Source organism: Rhizobium oryzihabitans, assembly GCF_010669145.1.
GTDB classification, from domain to species: Bacteria; Pseudomonadota; Alphaproteobacteria; order Rhizobiales; family Rhizobiaceae; genus Agrobacterium; species Agrobacterium oryzihabitans.
The window spans coordinates 2,866,529-2,879,521 of the sequence record NZ_CP048632.1 but is presented as its reverse complement, the minus strand read 5'-3'; the positions used below and the strand labels follow the sequence as shown (position 1 = coordinate 2,879,521).

Sequence of the window (12,993 nt, the reverse complement as noted above, 5' to 3'; positions counted from 1 at the left end):
CCCCGGTTCCGTCCGGAAACACTCTAACCCTGCGTCCGGTTGCCGCATTTGATTTTTCGCAAGGATGGTCTCCTGGCTCCTGCGCTAAGACCGCGAAGACACATTCGCGTGGATGTGCTTTCTCCCAGGAGCAAAAAAAAAATGCACAACAAAACTGCCAGAATTGCCAGCCTCGCCATAGCAGCCGGCCTCTTTGCCTTTCCCGCCTTGTCGGCGGACATCGAGGTGAAGATGCTCAACAAGGGCAGCGACGGCCAGGCGATGGTCTTTGAACCGGCAACCGTCAAGGCAGCCATCGGCGATGTCATCACCTTCGTCCCGGTGGACAAGGGCCATGATGCGGCAGCCGTCAAGGAAATGATCCCGGAGGGTGCCGCCGACTTCAAGGGCAAGATGAACGAGACGGTGAAGGTGACCGTCGACAAGGAAGGCGCCTACGTCATCAAATGCACGCCGCATCTCGGCATGGGCATGGTCGCGCTCGTCGTTGTCGGCGATGCCGCGCCGGCCAATCTGGACGCCGTCAGGAACGGCAAGCTGCCGAAAAAGGCCCGGGACCGGCTGAACGCAGAGATCGCCAAGCTCGGCCTTTAGCAACATCCTGAAGTGTCCGCGACCGGTGATGTTCGGTTAAGCCTGCTGCAAATACCGGAACGCCTGGCGCGGACCACAGGTTGAGAAAAGTTTCGCAATCATGTTGTATCCCGGGTAAGCGGGACATATCTGCAGGACAGTAGATGACCGCGGATTGATGAAGTGCCGGGGACGAGTGGCGCAGCCACGCGTTCCTTCCGGCATCCAGCCCCACGGGCAGAGGAGACCATGACGACATGATCGACCGGATCACCGCTTTGATTCAGGCAGCCTTCAGCGCCATCGGCAGGGCCGCCGGTCTCGTCGTCGCCTGGCTTTTGTGGCCTTTCATGGCCGCCCACGGCTGGTACAGCGGCCGCAACTGGATCATCAAGGGCCCGATCGCTCTGGTGCTCATTCTCCTTGCCGGCTTCTACGGATATTTCGTCTGGCAGACGCAGGTCTGGAGCAATTTCGACCCGGATTACATTTCCCGGTACAAGCTTGCCGAACGCACTGTGCCGCCCGGACAGGAATTACCGGCCGCGACCCCGGCTGCCGCCGCCGGGGCAACCGGTGCTGCCGCAAACACCTCCGCGCCGGTGTGCCAGCGCTCTGCCATCGTTGATGCCGCCGCCGATCTTACCGATTTCAACGTCAATCAGAACGCGTGGATTTCCTCCATGCTGCTCTATCGTCTCGGCCTCTTCGGCATGGACTGGGACAGCACGCCGTTTCTCGACAACAAGGCGTCCTTCCAGCGCGGCGTGAACCAGGCGGTGCGCCGTACCTCGGTGGAACTGGTGGATACGCTTGGCCGCGTTCGCGGAACCTCCGGCATCAACAACAATCTCCAGGAAGCGCGTGGCAACATGCAGTTCAGCGAATATTCCTGGTATTTCGGCCTTGATCCCTTCGGCCCGAAGACGCCGACACCCAGCTATTATCGCGCCGCCATTCGCAGCCTCCAGGCCTTCAACGGCGAACTTGTCGCCTGCAAGGCCGTCTTCGATACCCGTGCCGACAACCTCATCCAGTTCATCGACCGCATTGCCGGCGATATCGGTTCGACATCCGCCATCCTGCGCGAGCGTTCGGAAAACTATAATGGCGGCTGGTTCGATACCCGTGCTGACGACCGTTTCTGGTTCGCCTATGGCCAGCTCTATGGCTATTACGGCGTGCTTTCCGCCGCAGGATCGGACTTCGCGCAGGTCATCCGCGAACGCAACCTGACCAATCTGTGGAACGACACGCTGCTTCAGACCCGCGCTGCCCTGCGCATCCAGCCGGCGATCATTTCCAACGGCGAGGAAAGCGGCTGGATCATGCCGTCGCACCTTGCCACTATGGGGTTTTACGTTCTGCGGGTGCGCTCGAACCTCGTCGAACTCCGCTCCGTACTCGACCGATAGGTAACGGAGCCGGCCTTGCCGCCGGCTCAGTCTATCAGGCGCTGGCGTATGGCCTTGGCCACCAGTTGCGTTCGGTTGACGCAGTCCAGCTTGCGCATGGCGTTGTTCATGTAGGCGTTGACGGTGTGCTCAGAGATCGACAGAAGCTCGGCGATCTCCACCGACGTCTTTCCCTGCGCCGTCCAGCGCACCACCTCGAGTTCGCGTTTCGTCAGGGGCGACGGGCCTTTGGAGCCTGTGCGGCAAAGGCGGTCATAGGCCTCCAGCGCATGCAGCGCGATCATGCCCAGTTCGTTCAGCGACGCCTGCGACAGGGCATCTCGATCGCCTGCGAAATTCATCAGATGGCGGTACCCGTTCATGCCGTTTACCGGCACCATGAGACCGGAGGTAATCCCGATGCTGCTGAGCGATGCCCCCGCCTCCACCAGCGTCTCGCAGGCAAGCTCCGCATCGTCGAGCGACCAATATTGCGGCATCATCGATGAGGCGCCGCGCTTGATGACCGGACAGTCGCCGAGCGCACCGTTCTTGGTCATCGCGTTCACGACCCAGACCGGCAGGCTGCTTTCCACAACCGTCGGCAGGGCATGGGCGTTGCCGAAACCCGGCAACCTCAGAAGGGTCACGTGGGAATAGCCGAAAGCCTGCATGACCGCCTGCAGCGCCACCAGCCATTGCTGCCTGTCGGCGGCAGCCGACAGATCACGGCAAAGGCTGTCCTGGCGCTCCGTCTTCAGCATTCAGGCGCCGCCGCCGAGTGGGGGCGAGATACCCCGGAGGAGGGAACATACGGCTTCGGCAGACACGGTTTCGACCTTCATAACAAGCGGACCACCTTCATCAAAGCACAGGCTTTTCAGACTTTTCCTTTGGCTTCGCCATCAGTTTTTCCAGAAAACCGAGCATGACCGCCGAAACGACAAAGGCCAGATGAATGATGGTGAACCACATCAGCTGGCTGTCCGTATACTGGCTGGCGTTGAGGAAGATCTGCAGCAGGTGGATCGACGAAATCGCCACGATCGACGACGCGACCTTGATTTTCAGACTGCCCGAGTCAAGCTTGCCCAGAAACGAAACCTCGTCATCCGCCTGATCGAAGCGGCTGACGAAATTCTCGTAGCCGGAGATCATCACCATCACTATGAGGCTCGCAACCAGCGCAGCATCGATCAGCCCGAGCATGGCAAGGATCATGTCCGCTTCATCGTAAGTGAAAACGTTTTTCGCAACCTTCAGGAACTTGAGCATGAAGGAGAAGGCGTAAACCGCCAGCGCCGCGACAAGCCCGAGATAAAATACAACGAGCAGCCAGCGGCTGGAGAGAATGATCCGCTCGACGAGCAGTTCAAGAGACTTCATTTCCGTATCCGATTAATGATCTGTTTATTGTTGGGCATTCTTTCTTTCGACATGTAAACTGGCTGCGAATATCCTAGCAAGCGGCAATGTCGGGACTTTGGCCGCATGGCGGCGTTTTCGCCCCCTATCCAGCGCTTTGCATGCGGCATGGTGAAGCGTCACATTTTTGCAACGGACTGTTATGCTTTAAAACATGATGTAAAAAGTCATATATAATATGTTGACAGTTATCATCATGTTTTTTAGTCCTCCCTTATCGGCTCGCCCGTAACAATTCAAAACAGTTTCAGCCGCGACAGCAAGCGCGGCGCGTTTTTGCGCGCCGTGGTTTATGCGCGTGCCTACCCGGGGGTACTTTATGTCCATCTCGCGCACACATTCCGCGCTGCTCTTGTGCACTGCCATGTCTCTTCTGCCCCTTGCCGGGCCAGCGCGGGCGCAGGACGCCGCGTCGCAGGCGAACGGCACCACCACGCTCGAGAAGATCGTGGTCAAGGGCAAGCGTGTGAAGGGTGGCAGCGCTGTAGCCGACACCCCCCTTGCAACGGAAACAACGGCCGCGACGATCGAGAAGAAACAGATCACGAGCATCGAAGATCTGGGCCGCGTCGCACAGCCCGGCGTCTCGTTCAACCGCAGCACGGGTGCCGTCAACATTCGCGGCCTCGAAGGCGACCGTGTTCTGACCACCATTGACGGAATTCCCGTGCGGTATCTGTCCGACGCCACGCGCGGCGCGACCGGCGGCCTGGACTCCTTCAACTTCTCGTCGCTGTCCGCAGTCGACGTTCTGCGCGGTGCAGATTCAAGCCGCGCCGGTTCCGGCGCTCTCGGCGGCGTTCTCGGGTTGCAGACACTGGAGCCCGAAGACCTTATTCAGGAAGGCCGCGATTGGGGCGGCGTAGCCAAATTCACATTCGACAGCGCCGACACCAGCTATGAGCCATCCGTCGCAGTAGCAAAGAAAATCGAGAATACCTCGATCATGTTCCAGGGCGGTTACAAGAAGGGCAAGGAGCGTAAAACCAACGGCAGTGTGGATTCCTACGGTCCGACGCGCACGAAAGCCGATCCCTCGGATTACGATCAGCACAACCTTCTGTTCAAGCTGCGCCAGGATCTGGAAGGCGGCCATCGCATCGGCCTGACGGCCGAAAGTTTCCGCCGCGACCGGGACACCAACTCGAAAATCAACCAGGTTGCCGTGCTGGGCCCCCGCGACAACTACCTGCCTGGTGCTTATTTCACCAACAACGCAACGGCCCGCGACCGCATCTCGCTTGACTATTCCTATGATGCGACCGGCACGGATGGTCTGTTCGACAGCGCCTGGGCGTCGCTTTACTGGCAGAAACAGTCCCGCGAAACTGGCTACAATGGCTACCGCTCGACAACCGTCGTCGGCAATATCAGCCGCCTCAACGACTACGACGAAAACAGCTTCGGCCTTGTCGGCGCTCTGCAGAAGAAATTCGAGACCGGCCAGCTTAATCACGACGTGACGTTTGGCTTCGACCTTTCGAGAAGCACCTCTGAACAATATTCCTCCGGCGTCGACAATTGCCGACTGCCTTATACCGGCGCCTTTGCGGCATGCGCGAACCTCCACACCAACCAGGCCGATACGCCGAAGGTGGATAGCAGCCGGATCGGTTTTTATATCGATGACGAGATCGGCTTCGGCCAAAGCGGCTTCACGCTGACCCCCGGCCTGCGTTTCGACTGGGTGGAGCACACACCCAAAATGACATCGGAATATGCCCGCAACACCAACCGCCCTGCACTCCCGGGCGAGTTCGACGACGTGGCCGTTTCCCCGAAGCTGCGTGCAGGTTATGACGTTTCCGACAAGGTGGAACTCTACGCGCAATGGGCAATGGGTTTTCGCGCGCCGAACGCCGGCGAATTGTATAGCGTTTTCGGCGGCCCCGGCACCTACCTGCGGCTCGGCAATCCCAATCTTGAATCGGAAACCAGCAACGGTTTCGAAATTGGCGCCAACCTGGGTGATGAGGACCTCGGCGGTCGCATCAACCTCTTCTACAACCGCTATAAGAACTTCATCGAAACCACCAGCCTCACCGCAAGCCAGGCGGCAGCGCTCGGTTACGATCTGAACAACTACCGTCAAGGCGGCATTACGCGCGGCGTCAATTTGGACCGTGCCCGTATTTACGGTGCCGAACTCTCGGCGCATGTGCGTTTCGACAATGGCTTCAGCCTGCGCGGGGGCCTCGCCTATGCCAATGGCAAGAACCTCGACAATGACACCTTCCTCCAGTCGGTCTCACCGCTGAAGGGTGTCATCAGCGCTGCTTACGACACCGAAACCTGGGGTGTCGGCATCGATTGGATCGCGGCTAACGGCGGACGCGGCAAGGACATCCTCACCAACGGTCAAAGAACATATTTTGCAACGCCGGGTTACGGCATCGTAGATCTGACGGCATGGTACGAACCCGAACAGGTCAAGGGTCTCCGCATCAACGCAGGCATCTACAACGTCTTTGACAAGACGTATTACGACTATGCCACTGCACGCACCGCCGGTTCGCAAGCGAATGAATATTATTCCGAACCGGGCCGCACCTTCAAAATCTCTCTGACCCAGAGGTTCTAACAAGGTCTCAAACAACAACTCCAGTCGGGGCGGCCTTCGGGTCGCCCTTTTTTGTCAGCGGCAGTAGAGATAGTCACCCTTTCGTTCCAGCACGTCGAGATGCAGGTGATCCTGATGGGTGGCGTCGCTGCCGGGGGACAGAACGGTGCGGAAGAACAGGCAGGCGGCGGCTGTAATCGCACGCTGGAAGGCACCCTCCGGCGTTCCATCCTCGCCGCGCGGCTTCATCACCAGCGGCTCTCCCTTGTCGAAGGCGATGGTGGAAATATCCACGGCATTGCCCTTTGCGTGCTCGGAAATCTTGCCGTTTTCCGCACTATTGCGGTTGCGGCAGATATAGGTCGAAGCATTGGCGATCGCCGTCACCTTTTTCTCCGGCAGGGCAAGGGCCGCCGCGGGCAGCATCATCTCCCTGGTCCAGCGCGATAGCGCAAGCGCGGTCTCGCAGCGCATGGTGCCTGATGGTTCAAGCTTGATGCCCGGCAGAACCACGGAAAGCTCGATAGGCGCTTCAATGCCACAGCCCTGCTCCTCATCCCGGATCGGTTCAAGCTGCTTGAATTCCGCACCGATCTCTTTCAAGGCGCCAAGGCAGGCCTGAAGCGCGGCCGGGTCTTCCGGCTTCATCGGCTCCACCTGTTTCTCTTCAGGCTTTGCGGCCTCGTCAGCCGGTTTCGGTTGCTCTCCCTCCCTGCTTTCGCCTTCCTTGCGCTCTCCCTCTTTCGTTGCGCCATCGCCGCCTTTACCGGCTGGCAGCTGCTTGCCATCGGGTTGCGGCTCTTTCGGCACCTCGGGTTTGGGAGTGGGCTTTGGCGTTTCGCCCGGCTTTTGCATATCCTTGTCCGCCGGCTTTTCTGCCCCGGCGGGGGCTTGCCCCTCAACCGGTTTCGGTTGCGGCACAGGCACCTGCTGCGGCGGTTCGGAAGCGGAAATCAATGCGAGGCTGATCACCAGAAGACACAGACGATGAAGCATTTTGCGGGGCACTCCTGACCGTTTCGGCAGGGCAGGAACGCGACGGCGCCCGGTAAGGTTCATTCCGCCGTCGGAATCCCCTTGCCAAGGCCAATTGTGCACGCTAACAATTTTCCCATGAACATCGTGTCTATGAACATTGCTAACTGGTGGTGGAGCAGCTTTACGCGGCCTTGACCAGTCATGTCTTCAGACAAAGTCCAAGCCGCCCGAATTTTCAGGCGGCTTTTTTGTTATTCTGCCGCCTGTCATCGGGCCTGAACAACGGGAAGTGCGAAAGAAATGGTAACGATCATTCAGGATGACGGAGCGGAAACCTACGAGACGAAAGGCGGCATCAAGGTCAGCCGAAAGCGCCGGCCCGCCGATTACACCAGCGCCATCGATAACTATATCGAAAAGCTCGATTCCCATCGCGGCGCGGTTTTTTCGTCCAACTACGAATATCCGGGCCGTTACACACGCTGGGATACGGCCATCGTCGATCCGCCGCTCGGCATTTCCTGTTTCGGCCGCAAGATGTGGATCGAGGCCTATAATGGCCGCGGCGAAGTGCTGCTTTCCTTCATCACCGAAAAGCTGAAGGGCACGCCCGATCTTACCCTCGGCGCTTCCACCACGCGCCGTCTCGATCTCACCGTCAACGAACCGGACCGCGTTTTCACCGAGGAAGAGCGTTCGAAAATCCCGACTGTCTTCACGGCGCTGCGCGCCATCGTCGACCTCTTCTATTCGAATGCGGATTCGGCCATCGGCCTGTTCGGCGCCTTCGGTTACGATCTTGCCTTCCAGTTCGATGCGATCAAGCTGTCGCTGGCGCGCCCGGAAGACCAGCGCGACATGGTCCTGTTCCTGCCCGACGAAATCCTCGTCGTTGACCACTATTCCGCCAAGGCCTGGATCGACCGTTACGATTTCGAAAAGGCCGGCGTGACGACGGACGGCAAGTCTTCGGAGATCACACCCGACCCGTTCAAAACCACCGATACCATCCCGCCCAAGGGCGATCACCGTCCCGGCGAATATTCCGAACTGGTGGTCAAGGCCAAGGAAAGCTTCCGCCGCGGCGATCTGTTTGAGGTCGTTCCCGGCCAGAAATTCATGGAGCGTTGCGAGAGCAATCCGTCGGCGATTTCACGCCGCCTGAAGGCGATCAATCCTTCGCCCTATTCCTTCTTCATCAATCTCGGCCATCAGGAATATCTGGTTGGCGCCTCGCCGGAAATGTTCGTACGCGTCTCCGGCCGCCGCATCGAGACCTGCCCGATTTCCGGCACCATCAAGCGCGGTGACGATCCGATTGCCGATAGCGAGCAGATCCTGAAACTGCTGAATTCGAAGAAGGACGAATCCGAACTCACCATGTGTTCGGATGTGGACCGTAACGACAAAAGCCGCGTCTGCGAGCCGGGTTCGGTAAAGGTCATCGGCCGCCGCCAGATCGAGATGTATTCGCGCCTCATCCACACGGTGGACCACATCGAAGGCCGCCTGCGCGATGACATGGACGCATTTGACGGTTTCCTCAGCCACGCCTGGGCCGTCACCGTCACCGGTGCGCCGAAGCTGTGGGCCATGCGCTTCATCGAAGGCCATGAGAAGAGCCCGCGCGCCTGGTATGGCGGCGCAATCGGCATGGTCGGTTTCAACGGTGACATGAATACGGGCCTGACGCTGCGCACCATCCGCATCAAGGACGGCATTGCCGAGGTGCGTGCGGGTGCGACGCTGCTCAACGATTCCAATCCGCAGGAAGAAGAAGCCGAAACCGAACTGAAGGCCTCCGCCATGATCGCCGCCATTCGTGACGCAAAAGGCACCAACGCCGCCGCCACCAAGCGTGATGCCGCCAAGGTGGGCACCGGCGTCAAGATCCTGCTGGTCGATCACGAGGACAGCTTCGTTCACACGCTGGCGAATTATTTCCGCCAGACCGGTGCAACGGTGTCGACAGTCAGAACGCCGGTGGCAGCAGAGGTCTTCGATCGCTTCCAGCCCGATCTCGTCGTGCTTTCGCCCGGACCCGGCAGCCCGACGGATTTCGACTGCAAGGCGACGATCAAGGCCGCCCGCGCCCGAGACCTGCCGATCTTCGGCGTCTGCCTCGGCCTTCAGGCTTTGGCGGAAGCCTATGGCGGCGAGCTTCGCCAGCTTGCGGTGCCGATGCACGGCAAGCCCTCACGCATCCGCGTGCTGGAACCGGGCCTCGTCTTCTCCGGTCTCGGCAAGGAAGTCACCGTCGGCCGTTACCACTCGATCTTCGCCGACCCCTCCACCCTTCCGCGTGATTTCATCATCACGGCGGAAAGCGAGGATGGCACGATCATGGGCATCGAACACGCCAAGGAGCCGGTGGCTGCCGTTCAGTTCCACCCGGAATCGATTATGACGCTCGGCCAGGACGCCGGCATGCGCATGATCGAAAATGTCGTGGTGCATCTGACCCGCAAGGCGAAAACGAAAGCGGCGTGATGACGGGCGATGGCGTCGTCACAATCGAGCCGATCCGCGCGGAGCACGTTGAAAGCTTTCACCGTGCTCTCGACACGGTGTCGCGCGAACGCAAATATCTGAGCTTTCTGGAGGCGCCGCCGCTTGAAGCGGTGCGCGCCTTCGTTCTCGACATGATCGAAAACGACCATCCGCAATTCGTGGCGATTGCGGATGGCGAAGTGATCGGCTGGTGCGATATTCGCCGTGAAAGCAGACCGACCCATGCTCATCGCGGCGCGCTGGGCATCGGCATTCTGCCGCCGCACCGTGACAGGGGGCTTGGCGCACGGCTTATGAGGCGCGCACTCGATGCGGCCCGCGAACTCGGCCTGCACCGCGTCGAACTCTGCGTGCATGCTGACAATGCAAGGGCGATTGCGCTCTATGAAAAGATCGGCTTCGTGCATGAAGGCCGGGCACGCGACGCCGTTCTGATCGACGGGCACTACACCGACAGCCTGCAGATGGCGGTCATCCTCGGCGATTAACCCCTCGGCAGCGAGGCGGAGATGCAGAGCGCGAATTTCTTCAGAAGCTGCAGGTCGAAATGACCTTCCCGGCGCAGCATCCAGGTCAGGGCGTCATTTGCTGTCCACGGCTTCTTGTAGGGCCGCACCGAGGTGACCGCGTCATAAACATCGCAGATTGCCGCAATCCGCGCGTAAAGGCTGATTTCGTTTCCGACGCGCCCGCTTGGATAACCGCCGCCATCTATCCGTTCGTGATGATTGAAGCAGACGTCGAGAACCATGGCCGGCATCTGTTCATTGCGTGACAATATATCCCGGCCGAAAGCCGGGTGAAGATTGATGATTTCCCGCTCGCTGGCGCTCAGCCCTTCTGCCTTGTTGAGGATCGACGAGGGAATTTCCACCTTGCCGATATCGTGCAGCAACCCGCTGATGCCGAGCAGATCGACCGTTCCCCTGTCCAGTCCGAGATAATGACCGAAATGGATCATCAATCCACTGACGGAAACCGAATGCACGAAAGTCGTTTCGTCCTTCGATTTCAATCGGGTGACACCGATGAAAATCGCCGGGTTCGACTGGACCGCGTCGGAAATCTTGCCCGCGGCTGAAGCCATGCCCTTCAACGACACACAGCCGCCGGCTTCGGCAACCGCGAATGTCTCGGCGACTGCATCGGCGGCAGAGCGCACGGCATGGGTGACGGCAGCGATCGTTTCGGGGCAATTATCCGGTTTTGGCGCACCGGCTCCGGCCGAACGCGGCCTGCCATCAATGTCGCTACCCTTGGCGGTGTTGATGATGATGCTCTCAGCGCCGCTCAGTTTTAATTGACGCATCAATTCCTCATGCCGCAAAAGGAAACGGTGCCGCCGTAAAAAATCATTGTTCGAAAACGCTCCTTCGACCGCTTCGATAAACATGCCAACAGTCAATTGCTGGGTGGAAATTCGTTTGAGCATCAGACGCTTTTATTTTCCTTCCCGGGATGGTAACCTCAACCGCTATCTTGGAAACGCCAGCACAGGACCGGCCCGCCCTTAGAGATGAAGTTACACTTTCCCAAAATTATTCAAATGCTGAACTTTAAATATAAGATAACACAAATATGAAAATTTTTTACTCCCGTTATATTTAAAACACAAAGAATCAACATGAATAACTCAAGAAACAACCCAAGAATGTAAATACTGTAAATTCTCGCATACGACGTAAACCAGGAGCCGAAGAAAACCCGCATGAATTCGAAACTTGAAACGCGCATCGATCAAGGTACAGGCCGTGAACCGGCAGATATGGTCCTCAAAGGCGGACGATTCTTCGATCTCGTGACGGGAGAACTAGTTGCCTCTGATATCGCCATCTGCGGCGATACCATCGTTGGAACCGGCGAAAGCTACAATGGTCGCCGGGAAATCGATATTTCCGGAAAAATCGTCGTTCCGGGCTTCATCGATACGCATCTTCATATCGAATCATCGCTCGTCACGCCGCACGAATTCGACCGCTGCGTCTTGCCCTATGGCGTCACCACGGCCATCTGCGACCCGCATGAGATCGCCAACGTACTCGGCGAGGAAGGGCTTCAGTTCTTCCTCGACAGCGCCATGGAAACCATCATGGACATCCGGGTGCAGCTCTCCTCCTGCGTGCCCGCAACGCATCTGGAAACCTCCGGCGCCGATCTGCCGATCGAAAAACTGCTGCCGTTTCGCAATCATCCGAAGGTCATCGGGCTTGCCGAATTCATGAATTTTCCCGGCGTCATCCACAAGGACCCGGTGTGCATGGCGAAGCTGGAAGCCTTTCAGGGCCAGCATATAGACGGGCATGCGCCGCTGCTTTCGGGAACGGCGTTGAACGGCTACCTCTCGGCCGGCATCCGCACCGAACATGAATGCACGAGCGCTGCCGAGGCACTGGAGAAAATCCGCAAGGGCATGCATATTCTGGTGCGCGAAGGCTCGGTCTCGAAAGACCTGCATGCCCTGATGCCAGTCATCACCGAGCGCCTTTCGCCTTATCTTGCGCTCTGCACGGATGACCGCAACCCGCTCGATATCGCCGAACAGGGCCATCTCGATTATATGATCCGAACGGCCATCGCCAGCGGCGTGGAACCGCTCGCCATCTACCGTGCCGCCTCGATTTCCGCCGCGAAGGCCTTCGGCCTGCGCGATCGCGGTCTCATTGCTCCCGGCTGGCGCGCCGACCTCGTGGTGATCGACAGCCTGCAGAACTGCAAGGCAGGCATGGTGCTTTCCGGCGGCCGCATCGTCGATGACGCCCTGTTTGCCACCCGCAAGCCGGTCGCGCCCGTCGGCCTCGACAGCGTCAAGGCAAGACCGGTGCTGGCCTCCCATTTCGGCGTGCCGGTTACCGAAGGCGAGACCCCCGTCATGGGCGTGCTTCCCGGCAAGATCATTACCGAGCACCGCCGCTACAGGCTGCCGACGGATGGCAACCAGACGACCGTCGATCTCGAGAACGACATCATCAAGGTCGCCGTCATCGAACGCCACGGCAAGAACGGCAACCACGCCAACGGCTTCGTGCAGGGCTTCGGCCTGAAAAAAGGCGCCATCGCATCCACCGTCGGCCATGACAGCCACAATATCTGCGTTGTCGGCGTGAACGAGGACGACATGGCGCTGGCCGCCAACCGGCTCGGTGAAATCAAGGGCGGTTTCGTGGTGGTCGAAGACGGCAAGGTAACCGGCGAAATCCCGCTTCCCGTCGCCGGCCTGATGAGCCTCGAACCTTACGAAACGGTGCGCGATACGCTTCACACCCTGCGCAAGGCCGCCTATGCACTCGGCACGACGCTGGAGGAACCCTTCCTGCAGGTTGCCTTCCTGCCCCTGCCGGTCATCCCGCATCTCAAGATTTCAGACATGGGCATGGTGGATGTGGATCGGTTTGCGCTGATCTGACGATGAAGCTTATCGGCCGGAAGCAGCGGAATACGCCTGATCTAGGTATCTAAGGCGGCGAGAGCAGACTTAGGTTTTCGTTTCTACCGGCCAGGTCACGTAATAATATTTGCCCGCGACCCTGCCAAAATAGGCGTGATTTCCCGTTG

10 protein-coding genes are annotated in these 12,993 nt (G+C 59.0%); 6 read left to right on the top strand and 4 right to left on the bottom strand.

The window, feature by feature from the left end; all coding sequences use genetic code 11:
- The first annotated feature begins 141 nt into the window (after nucleotides 1–141).
- Together G3A56_RS14510 and G3A56_RS14505 are read left to right on the top strand one after the other, a co-directional pair.
- Nucleotides 142–594 (top strand): pseudoazurin, encoded by a 453-nt coding sequence (locus G3A56_RS14510; protein WP_082182750.1) that lies wholly within the window; start codon nucleotides 142–144, stop codon nucleotides 592–594.
- Nucleotides 595–830: 236 nt separating this feature from the next.
- Nucleotides 831–1,988 (top strand): DUF2333 family protein, encoded by a 1,158-nt coding sequence (locus G3A56_RS14505; RefSeq protein ID WP_082182751.1) that lies wholly within the window; start codon nucleotides 831–833, stop codon nucleotides 1,986–1,988.
- 26 nt (nucleotides 1,989–2,014) lie between these two features.
- On the opposite strand, the gene G3A56_RS14500 is transcribed toward G3A56_RS14505, so the two are convergent.
- Both G3A56_RS14500 and G3A56_RS14495 read right to left on the bottom strand, forming a co-directional pair.
- Entirely contained in the window at nucleotides 2,015–2,731 is a 717-nt protein-coding gene (locus tag G3A56_RS14500) for a helix-turn-helix transcriptional regulator (RefSeq protein WP_082182752.1), read from the bottom strand.
- Between the two features lie 100 nt (nucleotides 2,732–2,831).
- Entirely contained in the window at nucleotides 2,832–3,353 is a 522-nt protein-coding gene (locus G3A56_RS14495) for a TIGR00645 family protein (protein ID WP_082182753.1), read from the bottom strand.
- A gap of 403 nt (nucleotides 3,354–3,756) precedes the next feature.
- Here G3A56_RS14495 and G3A56_RS14490 point away from each other — a divergent pair, with 403 nt between their 5' ends.
- Nucleotides 3,757–5,973, top strand: a complete 2,217-nt coding sequence (locus G3A56_RS14490; protein ID WP_082182755.1) for a TonB-dependent hemoglobin/transferrin/lactoferrin family receptor — start codon at nucleotides 3,757–3,759, stop codon at nucleotides 5,971–5,973.
- A 54-nt stretch (nucleotides 5,974–6,027) separates the two neighbouring features.
- On the opposite strand, the gene G3A56_RS14485 is transcribed toward G3A56_RS14490, so the two are convergent.
- Nucleotides 6,028–6,948: an extensin-like domain-containing protein gene (locus tag G3A56_RS14485; protein ID WP_082182756.1), complete on the bottom strand. Its 921-nt coding sequence runs from the start codon at nucleotides 6,946–6,948 to the stop codon at nucleotides 6,028–6,030.
- A 282-nt stretch (nucleotides 6,949–7,230) separates the two neighbouring features.
- Between G3A56_RS14485 and G3A56_RS14480 the strand changes: the two genes are divergently transcribed.
- Together G3A56_RS14480 and G3A56_RS14475 are read left to right on the top strand one after the other, a co-directional pair.
- Nucleotides 7,231–9,420 (top strand): anthranilate synthase, encoded by a 2,190-nt coding sequence (locus G3A56_RS14480; RefSeq protein ID WP_082182757.1) that lies wholly within the window; start codon nucleotides 7,231–7,233, stop codon nucleotides 9,418–9,420.
- Nucleotides 9,420–9,929, top strand: a complete 510-nt coding sequence (locus G3A56_RS14475; RefSeq protein WP_082182758.1) for a GNAT family N-acetyltransferase — start codon at nucleotides 9,420–9,422, stop codon at nucleotides 9,927–9,929. Before G3A56_RS14480 ends, G3A56_RS14475 begins: the two co-directional genes overlap by 1 nt.
- Here G3A56_RS14475 and G3A56_RS14470 read toward each other — a convergent pair.
- Nucleotides 9,926–10,873: an HD-GYP domain-containing protein gene (locus G3A56_RS14470; RefSeq protein ID WP_082182759.1), complete on the bottom strand. Its 948-nt coding sequence runs from the start codon at nucleotides 10,871–10,873 to the stop codon at nucleotides 9,926–9,928. The genes G3A56_RS14475 and G3A56_RS14470 overlap by 4 nt on opposite strands.
- Nucleotides 10,874–11,149: 276 nt before the next feature.
- Here G3A56_RS14470 and ade point away from each other — a divergent pair, with 276 nt between their 5' ends.
- Nucleotides 11,150–12,844, top strand: a complete 1,695-nt coding sequence (ade, locus tag G3A56_RS14465; RefSeq protein WP_082182760.1) for an adenine deaminase — start codon at nucleotides 11,150–11,152, stop codon at nucleotides 12,842–12,844.
- Nucleotides 12,845–12,993 lie beyond the last annotated feature (149 nt).